This is a genomic window from Mesobacillus maritimus, assembly GCF_023715205.1.
Lineage (GTDB): Bacteria > Bacillota > Bacilli > Bacillales > Cytobacillaceae > Mesobacillus_B > Mesobacillus_B maritimus_C.
On the sequence record NZ_JAMBNR010000001.1, the window covers coordinates 134,628 to 153,919 of the forward strand.

General features: G+C 33.6%; 18 protein-coding genes. 5 read left to right on the top strand and 13 right to left on the bottom strand.

Annotated elements, in window-relative coordinates; genetic code table 11:
• Positions 1-41: 41 nt before the first annotated feature.
• Positions 42-401: a GIY-YIG nuclease family protein gene (locus tag M3182_RS00670; protein WP_251555769.1), complete on the bottom strand. Its 360-nt coding sequence runs from the start codon at positions 399-401 to the stop codon at positions 42-44.
• Between the two features lie 243 nt (positions 402-644).
• Positions 645-872: a hypothetical protein gene (locus tag M3182_RS00675; RefSeq protein WP_251555770.1), complete on the bottom strand. Its 228-nt coding sequence runs from the start codon at positions 870-872 to the stop codon at positions 645-647.
• A gap of 77 nt (positions 873-949) precedes the next feature.
• On the opposite strand from M3182_RS00675, the gene M3182_RS00680 reads away from it, so the two are divergent.
• Entirely contained in the window at positions 950-1,177 is a 228-nt protein-coding gene (locus tag M3182_RS00680; protein WP_251555771.1) for a hypothetical protein, read from the top strand.
• A gap of 118 nt (positions 1,178-1,295) precedes the next feature.
• On the opposite strand, the gene M3182_RS00685 is transcribed toward M3182_RS00680, so the two are convergent.
• Both M3182_RS00685 and M3182_RS00690 read right to left on the bottom strand, forming a co-directional pair.
• Positions 1,296-1,805 carry a PIN-like domain-containing protein gene (locus M3182_RS00685; protein ID WP_251555772.1) on the bottom strand — a complete coding sequence of 170 codons (510 nt, stop codon included), beginning with the start codon at positions 1,803-1,805 and terminating at the stop codon, positions 1,296-1,298.
• Positions 1,806-2,177: 372 nt separating this feature from the next.
• Complete coding sequence (locus M3182_RS00690; RefSeq protein ID WP_251555773.1) at positions 2,178-2,357, bottom strand: hypothetical protein; 180 nt, start codon at positions 2,355-2,357, stop codon at positions 2,178-2,180.
• Positions 2,358-2,735: 378 nt separating this feature from the next.
• Here M3182_RS00690 and M3182_RS00695 point away from each other — a divergent pair, with 378 nt between their 5' ends.
• Positions 2,736-2,969, top strand: coding sequence for a helix-turn-helix domain-containing protein (locus tag M3182_RS00695; protein ID WP_251555775.1), 234 nt, complete (start codon positions 2,736-2,738; stop codon positions 2,967-2,969).
• Positions 2,970-2,973: 4 nt separating this feature from the next.
• The gene (locus M3182_RS00700) at positions 2,974-3,348 is read left to right on the top strand and encodes a hypothetical protein (protein ID WP_251555777.1); all 375 of its coding nucleotides are present in this window, start codon (positions 2,974-2,976) and stop codon (positions 3,346-3,348) included.
• Between the two features lie 32 nt (positions 3,349-3,380).
• On the opposite strand, the gene M3182_RS26310 is transcribed toward M3182_RS00700, so the two are convergent.
• Together M3182_RS26310 and M3182_RS00710 are read right to left on the bottom strand one after the other, a co-directional pair.
• A complete protein-coding gene (locus tag M3182_RS26310; protein ID WP_251555778.1) occupies positions 3,381-3,692 on the bottom strand; it encodes a helix-turn-helix domain-containing protein in 312 nt (103 codons plus the stop codon).
• A 27-nt stretch (positions 3,693-3,719) separates the two neighbouring features.
• Entirely contained in the window at positions 3,720-5,825 is a 2,106-nt protein-coding gene (locus M3182_RS00710) for a hypothetical protein (RefSeq protein WP_251555780.1), read from the bottom strand.
• Positions 5,826-6,991: 1,166 nt separating this feature from the next.
• On the opposite strand from M3182_RS00710, the gene M3182_RS00715 reads away from it, so the two are divergent.
• Positions 6,992-8,392 (top strand): helix-turn-helix domain-containing protein, encoded by a 1,401-nt coding sequence (locus M3182_RS00715; protein WP_251555781.1) that lies wholly within the window; start codon positions 6,992-6,994, stop codon positions 8,390-8,392.
• A gap of 1,334 nt (positions 8,393-9,726) precedes the next feature.
• On the opposite strand, the gene M3182_RS00720 is transcribed toward M3182_RS00715, so the two are convergent.
• The 4 genes from M3182_RS00720 to M3182_RS00735 all read right to left on the bottom strand — a co-directional run bounded on the left by M3182_RS00720 (position 9,727) and on the right by M3182_RS00735 (position 15,948).
• Entirely contained in the window at positions 9,727-12,459 is a 2,733-nt protein-coding gene (locus M3182_RS00720) for an ATP-dependent DNA helicase (protein ID WP_251555782.1), read from the bottom strand.
• Positions 12,460-13,396: 937 nt separating this feature from the next.
• Positions 13,397-13,591: a hypothetical protein gene (locus M3182_RS00725; protein WP_251555783.1), complete on the bottom strand. Its 195-nt coding sequence runs from the start codon at positions 13,589-13,591 to the stop codon at positions 13,397-13,399.
• 148 nt (positions 13,592-13,739) lie between these two features.
• Positions 13,740-14,798, bottom strand: a complete 1,059-nt coding sequence (locus tag M3182_RS00730) for an HNH endonuclease (protein ID WP_251555785.1) — start codon at positions 14,796-14,798, stop codon at positions 13,740-13,742.
• A 340-nt stretch (positions 14,799-15,138) separates the two neighbouring features.
• Positions 15,139-15,948, bottom strand: a complete 810-nt coding sequence (locus tag M3182_RS00735) for a hypothetical protein (RefSeq protein WP_251555787.1) — start codon at positions 15,946-15,948, stop codon at positions 15,139-15,141.
• Positions 15,949-17,333: 1,385 nt separating this feature from the next.
• On the opposite strand from M3182_RS00735, the gene M3182_RS00740 reads away from it, so the two are divergent.
• The gene (locus M3182_RS00740; RefSeq protein WP_251429621.1) at positions 17,334-17,546 is read left to right on the top strand and encodes a hypothetical protein; all 213 of its coding nucleotides are present in this window, start codon (positions 17,334-17,336) and stop codon (positions 17,544-17,546) included.
• Positions 17,547-17,753: 207 nt separating this feature from the next.
• Here the strand turns inward: M3182_RS00740 and M3182_RS00745 are convergent, their stop codons facing one another.
• From M3182_RS00745 to M3182_RS00750, 3 genes are all read right to left on the bottom strand, one after another.
• On the bottom strand, positions 17,754-18,686 hold the full coding sequence (locus tag M3182_RS00745; RefSeq protein WP_251429619.1) for a D-2-hydroxyacid dehydrogenase: 933 nt from the start codon (positions 18,684-18,686) through the stop codon (positions 17,754-17,756).
• A 122-nt stretch (positions 18,687-18,808) separates the two neighbouring features.
• Entirely contained in the window at positions 18,809-18,937 is a 129-nt protein-coding gene (locus M3182_RS26075; RefSeq protein ID WP_285866542.1) for a hypothetical protein, read from the bottom strand.
• A gap of 23 nt (positions 18,938-18,960) precedes the next feature.
• Positions 18,961-19,128: a hypothetical protein gene (locus tag M3182_RS00750; RefSeq protein WP_251555788.1), complete on the bottom strand. Its 168-nt coding sequence runs from the start codon at positions 19,126-19,128 to the stop codon at positions 18,961-18,963.
• Positions 19,129-19,292 lie beyond the last annotated feature (164 nt).

Below are 19,292 nucleotides of genomic sequence, written 5' to 3' on the forward strand. Positions count from 1 at the left end.
TTCCTGTTCTTTTTTCTTTAAATCTTCTACCTCAACCTCTTCTAAAAAATCATACGGAAATCACGAGGAGTACAGTTTTTTTCGAGCATGTATTTAAAGATTTTACAGGTTTTGAAGCGTCCATCATAAAACGATTTAGACTTATGGAAGAAGTAGTTTTCGTACTCCTGATGAGAAAGCCGGTTTAATGAAAGGATTTCACTCAAATGACTCTTATACCGTTTTTGTACATCCTTTGACTGTCCGATATAAATAGGAACTATTTTGTCTGAAGTGAAATGGTCTATATAAATCATATAAATTCCAGCAGTATTGTAGCTTGTCGATGATGTGATTTCTCTATCGGAGTGTTCTTCTATCAATCGGTTTACCATGTTTTTGATATCACTAATAGTTTCCATGCTCCCCAACTCCCACAATCACAAATTTTATCGCTCCCTTTCCTATATTTTACCACACGGTCTGCTTTTGATAATTTTTACTTAGGGTATTTTGAAAGCGCCCTCATTCATCTTTCCGATACCCGGTACAAATTCTGAAAAAGCTTCCCTTACAAAATTCTACTAAGCGGCAACTACACTACAGTGCGACTATACGTTAAAGTCCCGCTCCTGCTTTCTACAATCCACCCTTTAAAAATTCCATTATGAACAAAAAGGAACCCACTCCATGAGGTCTGCACGACCAGAAGTGGGTTCCTTTATTTCCCTGGCCACTTTGAAGGCATCATATTTTTCTAGTGCAGCTGTCCAACTGCCAAACACTGTTCTATACTTATCTCGATTGAAACCGTTTTTAAGATATTTCACCAAGTCTGTACAATAGGGTCGTCTATTTTCCATTTCCTCAATATAAAGAAGATGTTCTAACATCTCTGTTTTAGCTTCTTTATAAGCATCAATTCATCAAATCAGTGTATGATGCTAACAATGATAAATTTGAATCTTGTGTGAAGGAACTCTTTGAGGAACATTGGTTTACATTGTTAGGTGAAGAAGGAGACGTAGAAAAAGTTGAGTTTCTATCTATTGAATTAGATGAGGATCCCTATATTATTGATGTTGACGAAGAAGGAGAGAAAACGGCAACAATCGCATTCAATGGAATTGTTTCATTCCTTGCTGATGTATCTTATGTAGATTATTCAAACGCGTATTATGAGAAAGAAGAGCGATAATATTTGTATTTGGAAACTGTGAACGGAGAGATTGATGATGACGTTACCGTACCAGTATTAATGAAAATCAATTACAAGTATCATCACAAAGAAGAATTAGATGTGTACAGTGTCTCTCTCAATGAAGGTGAATCCATTGAGATTGCATTTCCTTATGACTATTAAACAAGTTTCCTTTTGAAAAGATATGATCTATTTTTGCAGCTACTTCTACATTTATCATTTCTTGAATTTTCTCGTTAGATTGATCCAAACCGTCAATAAAAAACTCAAATTTATCTGTCATTATGTAGGGGTGTTTACTTTTGACTGTATTTAGTGTTTTTATAGCATCCTCTTTTAGTTTCATTAGCTCTTTTTGTAATAATGCATAGCCCTCATTTTGTTTGTACATATTGTCCTCATAATTAAAAAAGTACTCTAAAGCTACTTGATGAGGTATCCATAATCTTTCATTATCTTTTAACTTTTTTAGAATATCTAACAAGCTCTTGGTAGACTGGTTTGACTTATATTTATAAAAGTTAATTAGTATATTTGTATCAACTACAAAAATTGCTTGTTCCCAAAGTTCTTTAAATTCATCCTCTGTATATCCAATAAATCCTTTAAACTGTTCTAACATCATTTAACACCTTCTTAAAAATACTATTAATTTAATAATAGCAAAAAAAGGAAGAGCATAGATACCCTTCCCAAAATATTCTTTATTTACTAAGCCCTTTCTTAATGCATGTGTTATAAAGTATTTCAATTTAATTTCTATCTTAATATTATCTTATTTTGTATAAAACAATGGAATATAAATTGTCGCTTTGAGTTAACTTTATATATCTTCCGAATGTGTTAGGTAGTTTTAGATTATCACATCTCGTTCTCTAATAATTAATTAATTTGTATCATCGGAAATGATTTTTTTAAGTTCATCTAATGATAATCCTTTCCATAATAAAGCCAAGAGGAATATACTTAACAACAACCATTAGATGTATATAACCCATTAACTATGTCCAGTTTGTTTATGCTCATTTTGATTCTCAATATTTTTTAGAAAAACTTTAATTTCTTCAACGTCCTCTTTACTTACTCCTGTCTTTTCTACGATTTCATCAACCGACAACTCTTTAATTAGTGATATGCCAATTTCCACAGTTAAGTCTCGAAGTTGTTTTATTTCCATTTAACTTCTCCTTTTTTCCATAGGTAAATTATCTATTAGAGTATTCGTTCTTTCAGGGCTTCAGTGGCTAAGTCGACTCTCACACCTATAATTACACAGATAGCAAAATGCTAAACAGCCTGCAACAATGCATTGATGGTACATTTCAGTGGCCGTAGTGCTTCCCGCGAATTTTATCTTCCTTATTCTATCAGCCCTATATGGGATATTTGAAAGAATGAGGAAGATAATTTTTTTGACTTTATATTTGATTCATCTTAAAAAATTTATTAAAAGATTTTAACTAAATTTTAACTAAAACTACTTTAGAAGGTATTTCTCCTAAAGTATAAATGTGTAACATTTTGTGTAAAATGTGTTATATGGAGGTTGGATCTAATGAATAATGAATATATAGAGTTGTCACCAATATTTGATGTTCCTGATGATGTTATCCTTCATATTGAGGATATTGCTGATTTAGTTGGAATGCATCCAGAGTCTGTCCGGCGTTGGTGTCGGGATGGAAAAATGGCATCCTATTGTTTCGGTAACAAATATATTGTAACGGGACAGGATTTCAAAAACTTTATGAAAGCTTCACGTGTAAAACCAAAATGGACTCGGGAGTAGTTATATGGGTAAACACTATGTTGTTTTATCTTTTTTTAAAGCCAATAAAATAAATTATTATTTTGATTCAAATAGGATGACAATTGTATTCCCTTGTCCATATTGTTGGGAACAAACAAAAATGAATGCGATAACCAGCGAATGGACATGTAATAATTGTAATCAAATCGGAAATCTTTTAACTCTTATTCAAGTTAACAAGGAAGATCCAATTAAAACGAAAGTAGCTGTTTATAATCCTAAGAAAGAAAGATTACAGATTAATTATCTTTTCGATAAAATGTTAGACCTACAAAATAACACTAATTCAAAAAGCACTCTTTTAAAATTAAAGAATAAAGTGAATGACCTTATTGAGTATTATGAAAATAGTGTGTGAGATTTTAATGTGCATTAGTAACACATAAGAATTCAATTTGTTTTTTTAATAAGATTCTTTATTAAGTCATTACGTGTCCATGAAAACAAAAAATCTTTTAAGTCTTTTCCCTTAATATTATACGGCGGTCGCCCTGTGATGGTTTTTAACTTCCATGAACGACACCATCGACGAATTGTTTCTTCAGAATAACCTGTTAACTCAGCTACATCATTGGGTGTTAGCAAATCTTCATCTCGTATTTTGTCAAAAACATATGGAATTTGGCCTTCAAAACCATATTCTGCAACGTACTCTTGGAATTCTTGCCAAGTTGAGTATTGAATTAAGACATCCTTATTCACATTGTCTTCCCCCTCGTAATATGTTATCTACTTTATAGAGAACAGTTCTTTCTCTAAAGCTTCTCTTTTTTCGAACCACTCTTCCAGTGAAAGTTCTTTAGGACGTTTTCGTAATTTATTTAATTGCTTCTTTATTTCCATTATGCGTGCAGAAAGCTCACTATTATCAATCAAATGTGTAGGAGAAACTTGATGATTAGAAAGGGCATATTCCTCTTTGTTATTTTTAGGTTTAGAAATAAGTCCTCTATCCTCTTTATAAATTTCCTTTTCCCATTTTGCTAATTCATTTAAATCCCATGGAAAGTTAATTGTTAGGTCTAAAACTGTATAAAAATCCTCTTCTGAAATTGTTTCTGTATAATGCTTCTCACCAATATCTCCAGCAATTTGGTGACGCATTTGAACATCCGCAGCCACTTTTTGAATACGTCCGTTTAAGCGTTCAATCGGTAGTTTTACTGAGAATCCATCAATAAGGTTATTCATTGATCGACGCGCAGTCTTTAATTCAAAGTCCCTTCTTTGTTCTAAGGTTAAAAAATCAAGTTGTTCTTTTAATCTTGTCATATCAAATATTATTGAAGATTTATAACCGCTCTCAGGAAATAAATCCTCAGGGCGAAACATATATCCAACACCAACTGGTTCATTCCTCTGTTTTTTATACAAACGTCTAAGATACTCATTAATCCTTTTAACTGTTCCTGGAGGAATAGGTGTACCATAAATTGGATGTGATGATGAACGTTCTTGTTTTGAAGCTTCACGCGGTAGGTGTAAAACTCCCCAGCCCCGATTGTTAAGAGCGAGAAATCCCTCACTATCCAATAAGAAATACTCAATTCTAAGTTTCCTTACTTCATAAGGCCTTAGTGCACTTACGCAACACAGCTCCCAAATTGAAGCATACTTATAAGGATTGTGTGACAGAGGGGCATTAAGTATTTTCATTCTTACAAGAACCATTTGTTCACGAGTTAAGAATGCCTTTTCTTTTTGATTAATTTTCTCATCTGCTGGAACTTCATTGTAGTTTGCAGGAAACTGGTTTAAAAAGGACTCAATTCTTCTTTCTAATTGTCCAAACTCAAACCATTTTTCAGGTGTCGATGCTTCTGCTTTCCTTCTTTGAAGAACCCAGGAATAAAAAGGTTTAATAGTTTGGTAAACACTAACTGCAGTAGTCGTTTTTGATTTTGCAGTAAAAGCAAATGCATCCTCCACGTCTACGTCTAAAGGATTAAAAATATCTGGGTTGTATTGCTTCTTTTCCTCATGTGTTAAGGATGCATACCTCATCTTAGGTTGTTGCTCAATATGACATCTTGAACATATGATGCGAAAAAAGAACGTTGCTAAAGCGCTTCTTAATTTAGGGATTGTTTCCTCTTTATTGGCAATGTATTTCTTAGCACGATAGTTGTTGTGAGAAATTCGACCACCTTGAGCCCTAAAAGAAAGATAGTCTTCAATAGTTTTTCTCTGCTCACTATTTAGAACAGTAAAATTTGAATTCTCGATTGAATATTTTTGAGACAAACTATACTTTTCCTTTCTTTTATCTAAAACCAGACTTTCCACTTCTTTTAAGGACAAAGTATCTAATCCATAATTATTGACTTTAACCATTAATTCGCCGTTTCTCTTATAGTTTAGGATAGTTGCATTAGAAACTTTAATACCTCTTTTTCCAAGTGCCTTGCTAATAAACCCTGTTGTAAGATACTCACATTCTTCTAAAAAATCATGCTTAAAAAAATAAATATACGGTCCAAAAACCGAATCAATCCTTTTCCTCCGTAACAGTTTCACATATAAATGTTCATATTTTTTTGAATCAATCATCTGTTTTAATTCGATATCTGTTTTTAAAACGCCTTTCATAAGGGTTCCCATGTTTATGTAATCAGAATTACTATTGTAGTTGTTGAATTCTTGGACATTCTGATCATATATTTTTTTTATTGTTGGTAAAGCCTCAACTAAAACAAGATTTTGTCCATATCCTTTTGCCTTCCCGCTAAACCATTCTGAGTAGCTATCAATAGACTTTATTACCTCAAAAAAACCTTCTGATATTCTCCACTCTCTACTAGCAGCATAGACTGTCATAAATTTTTCTAGTTTCATAACTCACCTCTATTTGTTAGTTTATCCATATGAAATTTATACATACACACACAGCACACACTATTTAACTGATTTTCCTTCTTACTGCACCACCCAAAAAGAGAATTTTGTAGAATAATGTGTGTTCTGTGTGTATGACGACGTGATGAAAAACGGAAATGTTTTTCCATCTTTGCACAAAAAAGCACCACTAAAAATTGCCTCTATAAAAGACAACTTTTAGTGGTGCTTCCACTGCTAGAAACTCAGATTGTTATTTAGTTACTACATACAAATCTATTTAATCATGTAATTTAACCATATGCAAGATTAAGTACTTAATAAAACACTTTTTCTAGTACTTTATAATCTTGCGGTTTCTTTTGTTCCTAAATATTATTTGGTTATTTTCAGCTTTGCCATTATCACTTTCACATATATCAACGTTTACTTAAAAGTTGCAAAAGAGTTAGCTGGAATAATTGGATTACTCACAAAACAATGGCGGCGTGCCGATTCCGCCAATTTGGGCAAATAGCTCGTTTCCTCCTAATCCTTTCTAGAACTCAGACAAAATAAGGGAGAACTCCCTTTGCACAACTGTTATATCCTTCTAATTTAGTTTAGCCAAAAAGTCTTAAAATGCTTGGTTATTCTTATTGTCATACAAGGGTTCCTTTAAAACTAGATTAACGTAATCTTTGTTGCAATTTACATGTTGCATATACAATAATGGATTTCATACCTGTTCAAGGGAATACGGTCGGTATATAGCTCACATTTTCGTTAATGACTTCTTCCACTTTGTTAATTCTCTTATAAAGATATTCTTAGTAGGGCTTAATTTTTTTTGCTTGTTAAAATCTATGAAACCTATAGACTTTTTGCCTTGTCCTTATCATAAAACGGTACATATTTCTGCAATTTTTCCGTGTTCCCTTGACAGACACCGATAACTCGCTCTGCTTCTTGGGACAACTCTGATTCAATCAGTTCTGTTATAACTTACACCTGTAAATCTTCAACATTGTTCAATTCTTTCATATCACTTACTATGCTGGGACACCTTTATCATTGATTAATATGTAATTTAATTATCAAATAATCTTTGTTAATTAAAATGTATAAGAATAATAAACATTGACCATAAAAGAATTAATACTACCAAAGGAGGTATTAATTCTTTTATGGTCAACTTATCGCAAACTAAAATTAATACAATTATTTATATGTACGTAAATGAAAGAAAATCAGCTACAAAGTTGGCTGAGGAATTCAAAATCAGCATTACTAAAATTTTGAGTGTTCTTCGTGCTCATAAAGTAGAAATTAGAAGATCAGTTTTAACAGTAAAAGAAAAAAGGGATATTATTAAAAGGTATGTTGCAGGTGAGTCAAGCACTAAACTATGTAAAGATTATGGTGTTGCAAAGGGTACTGTCTTAAACTTGTTAGCAAAGAATAATATAGAAAGACGCGATCCTGGTACTCCTAGGAATGTCCCGAAAGAGGATAGAAACAAAGTTGTTGAAAGGTATATGTACGGAGAAACCGCTGAAGATATTGCAAAAAGTTATGGGTGTTACAATGGGGAAATTTTACGAATTATCCACAAAGCAGGAGTTAAAGTTAGGAAATACGTCCCTATGGAACACGAAGAAAATCGCGCAAAAAAACGCGATAATGTATTAGATGAAAATTTCTTTTTGGAAATAGATGAAGAGAAACAAGCATACTGGTTAGCGTTTATTGCAGGTGATGGACATATAAGAAAAAACACGTTGGTCGTTAAGTTGAAAGGAGATGATGATGGTCACCTGAAAAAGTTTTTAAAAATGTTGAAGGCTACTTATGAAATAAAAGAGCGCGTAGATGAAGTAGACTTTGGTGACGGTAACGGTCCTCAGAAATACAAATCTGCAACTGTTTCTGTGTGTTCAAGAAAGTTGTGTGACTCTATAAGAAAGCATCTGAACTTGGGTGATAAAACAGAAAAGACATATGACTTAAAATTCCCAAAAGCAATATCTTCCCATTTATATAAACACTTAATTCGTGGATGGCTAGAATCTGACGGTAGTATCCAGTATTATGGTACTCCTGACTGTAAAGTATGCTTTTATGGAACAGAGGATGTCTGCAGAACAATACGAGATATTTTGGTTGCAGAATGCGGTGTTTCCAATCTTGCCCCTAAACCTAAAGGGCCTACAAATAAGTATGATGGGCAAATGTTCGAAATTAAATGGGGCGGAACGATTCAAATTTTAAAGATTTTAGATTGGCTTTATGGTGGAGCAACTATTTTTTTGGACAGAAAGTATACACAGTACAAAAGTATCGAGCGGCGTGAATTCACTAATATTTTAGATTTCACAAGTGGAAACAGAATAAGAAACCGCCGTAAACAATTAGGTCTGTCGAGAAAAGACTTAGCAATAAGAATAGGTTGTTCGATATCATATATTAATGGAATGGAAAATGAATATCGAACTACTATAAGTTCAATGATTGCAGACAAACTATTTCTTGTATTGGGTCTAGACAAAAATCCGGAAGAAGATAAAAAGGCAAAAAAATCAACATGAAAAACACGGGCAAATCGATTCTAAGCATTCGCTGGCGATGCCCTCCTCCCAGCGTCTGTAACGAATCGGGCATTAGAGCAATGGAAGGCAGCTTGGCTATGGCTCTGACTCTATTCAAAAAAAAGAATAGTTCTATTCTAGCTCTCAGTTTCGCATAAATGATGGTTCATTTCTTTGCAATGAAGGGATCAATTCATCCGCAATAATCATATTAAGCCATACTCTATATACCCTTGTGTTCTTCAATTATCTTGAGTGTTCTTTTAATACCCACATTATAAATAAGCAGCTTTCATGTTTGTTCTAAAATATTGTAAACATAAGAAAAACATGAATTCAAATTTTCCATTTGCACTTTTAAGAAAATCAATATTACCACTTTTTAGAGAATCTAAGTATGGCAGAGCTATATCTTCTAGTAAACTATGAAAATCTTCTACAAGGTTATTCATAATCACATACAAATTTGATTCTTTTTCGTCATCCAATTTCCCTTCAAGTTCTAAACGCTCTTTAAGTCTAAATACGTATGTAAACAAATTTATCCAATTTCTATTTACCTCTTGAATTTCTTCAGTCCAATAATCCTTTATAAAGCCTTGTTCAATAATTGATATTTCAAATTTGTTAAGATTTCTTAGTCTATAAAAATTTCAATCCTTTGCAATTTCCTTTGAATTTACTGGAAACACACTATTATCTCTCAAACAAAATAATTTTTTTGAACCATCAGTCCATTAGGCTAGATAATACCTCCAGACATAATGCTGTCCTCATTTTTTCTCCATTTCGGTTCACCATGCCTTATATAGATAAAATAGTATAAACAAAAATACATATGTAAGCAAATCCCTATCATACTTGCACTATAAACGGTATTTTTATCATCTAATCCTCCTTCACTAACCTTGCTTAGTTTAGTATATTTCTTCAGAATTTTTTCCACAATCTGGCCAGATACCACAAAGAATGAGCGCAATTTCTCTAGAATTACCCCCTTGAATGTTATAGTTTTCCCTCCATTTTTTTTGAGAGTTCAATAATAGTTGGAAGATATATTTTACCAATATTCAAAATGTCTGTATTACGCAAGAAGCCTTTCATTTTCGACTTTATTTTGGAAAAATTATCTCCTATAAAAGACTCTTCAATTGTCATATTTTCAATTTCGTCCATGTATTGTTCATAATCATTTCCATACATTTGGCATATTGATATACGGCCAAGATGATTAAAAATCATTCCCAATCCCGTTGATAAAGATTCAATACTATCTGGAAAATTTGCTCTTTATGCCACTTTATGACCCTTATGGCATTCAAAGCTGAAACGAATTAGTCCCCCCGAGTCAACCTCTTCAACAACTGTATATCTTTATTGTTGTTTTTTGGTTTTATGTTACTCAACACCCTTTGCTCTACCTCAGGTGTCCAGTAGATTTTAAGTTTTTTTCTTGCACGGGTAATAGCCGTGTAGAAGATATTATGTGTTATAAGTTCGTCGATCTCGTCAGTTATGACGATTTTAACAGAGTTGTACTCCAAGCCTTGTGCCTTGTGGATGGATACCGCATATGCAACTTGAAACGGAACGACCGCTTTTGAAGAGCCGTCATCATCCTCATCTGTGTTTTTAAGTTTGTTGACACAAAAACGTATAACTGAATTTCCACTTTCTAAGTTGTCCAATAACTCAAAATCCTGGCCGGAGGCATCTACTCCATTGATTACCGTGTCCAATTCGATGTCAAACTGTATGCGTTCGGTGAGTTTTTCGCTATCAAGAATTTCTATTCCTACTATCCATCCCTTCATATTGTTGTAAATCAGGGGGGCAAAGCGGCCGGAATCATTAAATAAAATTGGGTCGTTGACCTTATACTTCTGAATTCCCCACAACACGGAAACGTTCAAATTGCTCTCTTGTAAGAAGCGGTTAATGTTGTTTATTCCGTAGAGGCCGTCATAATTAAGGCAGAGAATAATTTCGTCTGATTCAGCAGGATCGAAAATTGAAACGTCCAAGGTGGTGGAATAGCCTCTCCTTGTAATTAGTTCGAGAATGGTATCATCCGTCTTACGCACTCTATCCCATAAAGATAATAAACCTTCATTATTGCTCCTGTAAGGCTTTGTTAATTCAAACACTGAGGTTTCAGGAACAAACTCACGAGCCACGCTGAACCAGTTGCCAAAACGGATAGAAGTTATCTGATATGAATCACCAACCATAACCAAAAGCTTGTATGTTGCTTTGATAAGAATATCTCTCATATCACGATTGTTAACCGTACTGCACTCATCAATTATTAGTAAGTCATAGTCAGTAACGTTGCTCTGCCTTTTAAGAAATTTTGTAATCGTTGAAAACGTGCAGTTAGAAGCTGTCACTCTTCGTTTCAAATTATCGACAGCGGGGTTGGTCTGTGCTAAAAACAGTTTTTCCTTATCGGCAAAGAAATGTGCAATGTGGTTTATGAACGTAGACTTTCCCGTGCCGGCTGAGCCGTACAGTAAAGCCACCTGTGATTTTTCAAACATTCGAGTTAAAGCCTCTTTTTTTTCGTCGCAGTCAACACCATGGTTAGGTTCGCTCAACCACGCCTTTACAGAGTTTGAATAGTTCTGAACTCCGCTTTTTGCTAGATCCTCAAGTTTGGCAATAATGAAACGGGTATCGTTTTTATAACCATTAATAAAGATGTGGCCAGTTTCAATTACCAATTTGCTGTTTTCAAGATGGCCGTGCCATATAGTGGAATTATAGATTCTTACGAGTGCCTCTACATCATCGAACCCAACAATATCCTTTACGGGCGTAAAAAGTTGTCCTTTAATTTCGGTGTTGTTCCTAACCAGACGTGCAAGTATTTCGTGTTGCCGCTCTGCAGCATCGATGCAAGCGAACAAATCGCCAAGTCTGGGGTTATGTCCAATCGGAGACGTATTAAATGGCATACTGTCAAACGGGATACAGCCATTTTTCACATAAAGTCCGGACAATTTATTGTTTGCAAGGCTTTGCTGCTGGTTTTTGATTACTTTGTTATTCAAATGGTAGAGTAAATAACGTAGGAGATTGCTTCCCACAGCATTTGCTTTTATTATCGTGCGGCAACGCTCCAAATCATTGAAGAACACAACCGCCTTGGCTCGTTGTGTCGCTTGTTGCTTAATCTTTTGAAATTCCGTATCGGAGAAATCAACGAGTTCCGTCAGATTAAATCCAGTTGAGGTTAAAAATTGTGAGATTCCCTGTTGTTCGGCGTATCCGGTCGTAACGGCAGTTCCTCTAATCAGACTTGTAAAATTCTTAAACTCACAATCTCGAATTGCGACTTCCCAACCTACGATAACGATGATAGGCATAGTCTTGCCGAGGATTTCAATGTTGTCATGGGCTAAGGAAAACTTGACAGCATAGTTGTCGGTTATATCCAAATTTGTAAAGGCAATAACCCGGTTAAACTTACTCGCATAATCATTGGCGGGTGTAAAAGTTACCTCATAGTAAATCCGTTGACCTACAAAGAATGGCTTAATCTTTTGAATATAGTATTTCTCGGATTTTCCAACTCCCTGCATATTATAGCGTTTTATCTTAGCGGCAATCTTCTCATAATACCCCTGCATGTTTGAATCCATGTTCAGCGGAAACTTGTCTAGGTTGCCAAGAACGTCAAGGGATAAACTGTCATGCAGGAGGTTTTTGATTCTCAAAAGGTACTCATAATATTTCAACATTAACCGCTCTGAGTTTTCCTCGTCAAGCGTATAGTGAGATGCTACGATTTGCAGATAATCATGAAACCGCCTTAGCACTTTTAAATTGCCCCGTGTTTTAACAAAGTCAATTGCTTTGCAGATATTATCATAGCTGTTTTCAATGTCTTGACCGTTGGCGTAGAACTTCAGCATTATATGCTCAGCAAAGTTACGTAGTTGAGACAGGATGTCCTGCGAAACTACGCCTCTTGGCGAAGTGCCAAGGCTGTCTATGTGACGGCAAATAACCTTGTTAATATTAAGAATCTGTGCGTCTATTTGAAAAAGTGTTACATTTGACATTATGCACCTCCAATAAAGCCACTACTATTACATCCTTGCTATATATAAAAGAATCCAGAGATAATTTTACCATTTAACTCATACTCTGTTACATTCCGCTTTTCTATAAACATACTTCGACAAAAATTGTTAAAATCCTCCAAAGTAAAATTTACTGATAACATTCTTTTTATTCCTTTACCACTTTTCCTATTTCAGCACCCATCTGAGGAAAAACCTCATTATAAAACCCCTCCTCTTTCATTACTAACACGTTCGGTTGAGAAGGAGAAAACGTAAATTCACATGTTAATTACCACTGGTTTTAGCAAGCAAACCAGCAATACAAATAACCATACAAAAAGAATCAGATTGGAATCTGATCCTTTTGCTCTGAATTCACATTCTTAAACTAAAGCAGTATAGTTGAGAAGGACGATAACCAATTTATAATTAACATCCTCTTGGTATAACTGCTGAACATTAACGTTGTACTGCGACACTATATTACATTTTGTGATATTATTTATAAACAGTTATTCTTTTTTTCCAGGCTCCTCTCCCAGAGTCGGTTCAGGCCGAGGTCCAAAGCGATACCCCAGCGAAAACATTAGGAAAGGGAGTGGTAGTTATGAAAGAAATGTTTACGAGTCTTAAAGGCTTACAGGTAGTGCTTCAGATAATAACTTTAGTTGTAAATATTGCTGTCTTCAGTAACTCCATCGCTGGGGTGCCTGGAAAAGTGAATAACTTCAAAACATAGCCAATTACACCTTTTTTACTTAGTATTCTGAGTCAAATATGAAAGACGATCACTATTAAATGATCGCCTTAGATGTTTTATTTAAATGTGGAGTTGGTGCAAAGAATCCTGTTATAAAAAAATGTCTTGTTCAACATACGCACCCTCTAGTTCAACAAGAGGGTGAAGAATCAAAATGATAAATCTCCTCGCTATCTATTCTTTCTCGTTGCTATCCACTAATGGTGGTTTAACGATTCCATGAAGTATGATACCTTTTTCTTTAAAATAACTAAAAAATTCATGCTGGTTAGCAAACTGTGGTAATCCGTATATTTCCTGCTTATTCATATCTGATGTAAATACCGTTATTTCCCCATTTTTAAGTGGCAACTTATATGTATTAGCCATATCTCAATCCCCCTTCGATACATGATATATATATAAGAGATTATTTAGTCGCATGTTGTTTAGTAAAGCACCCGTTACTTTAAGTGCGATTCTTCACAAATAAATTTAGAATAATAAAATAAAATTATTTTTGGGAAACCTGCTTGAATTATTTTAAATTTTTAATAGAGTCAAAAAGCCTTGGTTGTGAACTTAGAAATCCTGCCAATTTAGCACTTGCCATTGAACCAGTCATCGATAGTATTCCATTAATGTTTATTAGTTCATATCTCTTTTCTTTTGGATAATTAATAATTGCCTTGCTAATTGGTTGAACAGGACCTTTAAAGAATGTATCATAGTTTTCAATTGTATCTATATAACAATTTAAATGACCAAAAATACTTAAGTATAAACGAACCTTTCCCCTATTTGGGTAATATGCAAATAAATGTTCCAATTTAACATCAAGTGTAGATAGTAGGACTTCCATTTCCATACCGTCTGGTTGAGTAGAATAGATAACATTTCCTTCTTTATAAAATGATGGGATGCTTTTATTTAGTTCATATGGGAATAATCCAGATGTTAATTTCTTAATTTGACTTGCCCCAGTAGAGTCCCATAAATAATCTCTTAATAAAGTAGCAGTTTGTGAGTTTGTAAAATTAGGTATAAATTTGCATGCTAAACCTAATATTATTTTTACCTGTTCCCGTCTTATGTTCTTTAAATCAACACTTATCTTCATGTTCACAAACCCAGGGTGTTCTTTGGATGGCTCTGGTAGAACTTCGGGCAGCATTAATTTCAAACCCTTTTTTCCTACTTTTTTTCTGACATCCTTTAGTACATTTTTTACAAATCTTTTATCTGCCAATATTGTACCTTTATTATTTATATAATCTAGTTCAACCTCTGGCTTTGTTATTGGAATTATTCCTTCTTCATTAATTAGTATTTGCATCTGTTTTCCGTTTTCACTGGTAACATCAGTTAATACTTTGTGGACTTTTCCTCTTTTGCCTTCTAAACCAAGAATGGCTCTATCCCAACTAATGAACCATTCATCCTTAAAAAAATTATCGATTTCCCTGTTTGCTTTACTATTACACTCATTACAAACTAGAGTGGTTGTAATACCTCCTCCACATGATTCCGGAATAATGTGTTCTAGACTATTCTCTGGATCCTCTTTTTCAATACCACAGTAATAGCAAATAAACATTTTTTATCCTCCCGTAAGAAATTTGTCAAAATGTACATGTTATGAATAATAATTGGCATTTTTTCTGCTTGATTATTTTGTATCTTAGTTAAAGCACCCAGTAAGTTGAAGAGCGAACGCCTAGTTTTTACTCCGCATTTCAATAATAATTAAGTAGTGTTCCATTCTCATTGTTATCAGTTCAGATTCCAACTTACACATTTTTAGGAAAACTATTTAACCCGCCTTTATTTTTGCGACTTTTATATGTATTAGTTCAGTAAAAAATTTTAACCATCCATATATGGCTGGTAATGGGCATATTCAACTCATAATTAAAGAAAATGCGATTATTTTAATATTATTCTCCAATAATTTTCCTAATAATACTTATCTCATCATTTATTAACTTCTTAATACTCCTTACACTTTCTTTATAAAAATTATTAACATATAAATCATCCCAAATTTTATGACGTTCATTTAGATTAAAATTTATTATCCATAACAATTCCGTAGATTCTTTTTGGTAATGTCTTAATTGTTCAATTTCGCTGATACTTTTATCTTCCTTAGCCTTTAACTCATCAATTATCTTTTCAACTTCTTCTATCCTTATTTCACTTCTAATTAAGTCAGTATATAGAACATCTATAATTTTTGAATGAGTTTGATAGTTTTGTATAATGAGTTCTTGCAGATTAACACTTGATATTTTCTCTATACTTGTCCAGGTATCTTCTCTAAGTTTCTTTATAAATAAACTCAATTCTTGATACCTTGGTTCCATAATCATTCCTTGTATAAGCAAATGTTTTTGAACCTCTTTTGCTTCTTGGGAAGGTTGTTGCATATTTTTTTCGTCACCCATTTTTTTCAATTTGTTTAAATTTTCTTCTAAAATTTCAATTTCATTTTTAATCTTAATTAAAGTTGGAAGTTGTTGTACTTTTCGTTGAGTAGATATTTCTTTTTTGTGTGCCTCTATTTGTAGTCTTGCAGCCATTATTGCAACTAATGCCCCAATAATTCCCCCAGAATAATTCCCTAAAAAACCCATCCAACTATTTAAAGAACCATTTACTTTTGGTGCACTCCATGAAAACAAAAGATAATTTAATAACACTGGAATAATGATAGCAAATATCCACAAACCAATTTTTTTTAACACAAGCATTAGCTCCCTACATCTTTTTTGATTTCTTATGTATTATATCAATCCAAGATTCTACAAAATAGAAATTTTTTTATCTTATGGAAAGATTTTTGTGTCTTGTTTCAATCATCGATTCAATATGTAAAATTCAAGATCCTTTTTCAACTTAACTGCTCCGTTCGTAATATAAGGTCAACCAGAAATATCTGGTTAACCTTATATTACGAACGGGGTGCTTTAGTTTTAGAAGAAAAATTATATATTTATGATAAAAAACGCTCAGAAAACTGAGCGTTTTTGTTTGCTGTTTACACTGTTAAATTTGGAAAAGGCTCTTCTAATGAATAAGCTTGGTTAGATGAATAATACCTTTTATAAAACCATCCACGATTATGGTCAAAACTTTCTGGCATCTATTGGTAACTTAGCCGAAATAGCATATGAACTTTCTTTAAAGGCAAAAGTGGTACATTCTTATGGCAGTAATCAATAGTGGTTCTCCTTACGCATTTACTGGCTCAGTCATCTGCAATACTCATGAGACGCTATTTGACAGCATGCCTTAACTCAGATGATTATATCAATTTTACAGGCATCAATTTGATTTGTTCTAAACCTTCTGTTCCGATTTGAATTTGTTTTTCATATCCTTCAATCATATCTCCAAAAGCAGACATTCTTAATCCCACCTTTTAATAAAAGATAGACAACCTCTTTTAGTGTTTTTACTCGTATTGGTTCTTTTAACATATTTTTTGTTGCGAGATCTATATGTATCCCTAACTCACCTTCTAAGAAAAACTTAATGCTTAGGAATTCTAACCCTCAAAGACTTTTGTAGGATAAAAATACTTAGAATCTTTCCCTCATCTGAATGGAAAAAACTTATTATGGACATATTTTTAGATATAGTGTATTTTTACGTGTATGTATAAACTTATACATAACTCCCGAAAAGATGAACAAGCATTATGTATACTTTTCACAACGGTTCACATAATGTACCATTGATATATATTATGTAAACTAGAAAAAAGATTTGTGAATTTTACTATGATTTAACTTCCCCTTGTGTTCTTACATCCACGGTTTCCCTAAATTATTTAGATTAGTTTGACTAGATATCCCTTTTACTCCGGTACAATAATTGTAATTTGTGTTTCCTGATTTTCCTGAAGAGTTGAATATTGTTCATGCCTGACACCAATCAATATTCAGTTAATGTTTATAACTTTTCATATCGGTTAATTATGCTCATGTTTTCTATGTAGAATATTTGTTCTGTTATAGCAAAAATACCCTGGTGAAATAAATTTAACTAACTTCCTTCCGCACCAATCCTTCTGTTGCGTATATTCTATATTGCAGGAAAAGAAATACACGCAAAGGAGCGCAGAAAGATGTATGTGATCCATTTTGTTGAAGATAAGAAGCGCATTCTGACTCAATTCGTACAAAAGATCCCTTCTGTCGATGACCAGGTTAAAATTAAAGGCAAAAAAGCAAAGGTTATTCGTGTAGAACCCCAAGAACAAAAACAAGTTGACATTCATATTGTCACTGAGAAAATTGTAAAAAAGAATACGAAAGAACCTCCAAAGAAAAGACGATAATCTTGGATCATACAGTAAAATAAAGAGAAAGAAAGCTGCTCAGCCCTCTTTCTCTTTAGTCTCTTTCCCTTTTGAGAATCTTTATTTTTTTCGTATTTGTAAGAGTTACCTATGCTAGTACAATACTGCAACTAATTAAGTAGCTAATCACTATAATTAAAGTGCATTTAAGTGATGAACTAGCCAAATAATAGAGTTTATTAAAAATTAATAGCCTCTCTGAGTATCTACAATATTATTTAGCGGCTCATTTTTTTCAATCTTATTTAAAGTTTCAAGGAAGCAGTCTACTCCTTCTTTCGCTGTTGTAACTGCTGAAATATGAGGAGTAACTATGATATTTTTATGATTCCATAACTCATTTTCTGTTGGAAGTGGTTCTTCCGCAAACACATCAAGCACTGCAAACCTTATACTCTGTTGATTAAGTGCTCCGAGTAGTGCTGTTTCATTTAAAGATGCCCCACGGCCAACATTAATAAACCCAGCACCTGAAAGTCGATCAAAAATGGGCTTTGCAAACAGACCGAACGTTTGTTTCGTCAACGGTAATGTGTTAATTAGATAATTCATATCACTTAAATGATCATAATGATCTTCTAATGTCATAACTTGATGAAAATATTCTTTTTGCTTCCCGCTTAACGATACTCCGTATACCTCTGCCCCGAATTGTGAAAATACTTTTGCAACTCTCTGGCCAATCTCTCCTGTACCATAAACCATCAATTTTTGACTGCTTAATAATCCAGGCGTCATCGGTTTCCATTGTTTCTTCAATTGCAGCGTCTGATACGAATGATGGAGTTGGATATCACGTAAAACATAACTCAAACTATATTCAGCAATCCTCTGACCAAATGAGCATACGGTTCTTGTTAGTAGAACACTTTCAGGCCATGATCTGTCAAACAGAAAACGATCGACGCCAGCACCTAGTGAGTGAACCCACTTTAAATGGTTATAATCGAAGTCTCCTTTCATATTAAATGATACAAAGGCATCTGCCCATATTAAATCATTTTGAGTGACTTCATCATCTGAAAAAAACCGAAAATTTTTATGTATGTTATAGGGCGTAACGAGTTCTTCAATTTCTTTAAACATTGGACTCGCTATAACAATATTGTTAATTTCCACTTCGCTTTCACCTCAGGCCTTTTCTTCTATGATAACAAACTAATATTAAAATTGACCTGTAAAAATTGATGAAACAGCCAAGAAATAAATTCTTGACTGTTTTAAAAGGAATTATTTCGGTTTTAGCGTTTTTTTACATTATCATTTGGAGAATCACCGGTGCCATTTTTACTCTTACTGTTTGGTGTACCAAAAATTTGGTTATCCTTTGTAACTTTTGCTCCCTCGGAGAAGTTATCCTTTGTTTTCATAGCTTTACCCACTCCTTTTGACTTTAGCGAATTCGACCTGTTATTCCGTTATCACCCATTAAACTTTCACCAATTTTCGGTTTACTAGTTGGCTGTTTCTGTTTGTTTTCCTTGGAGAAACCAACTTCTGTATTACCAGTAGACATGAGTGGCTGGTTTACAACCTCATTTTTGTTTTCTTTATGAGCCATACTCAAATCTCCCCCTTTCGTAATCTTTCGTATTATCTGCTTTTCTTTTTGGACATATACGAGATTACACATTAACAAATTTGAACAGAAATTGTTCTGTTGCCTTAACCGTTTTCTTTTTTTTCGTACATTATGTATAATAAAGTTGTAAATCACATATATAA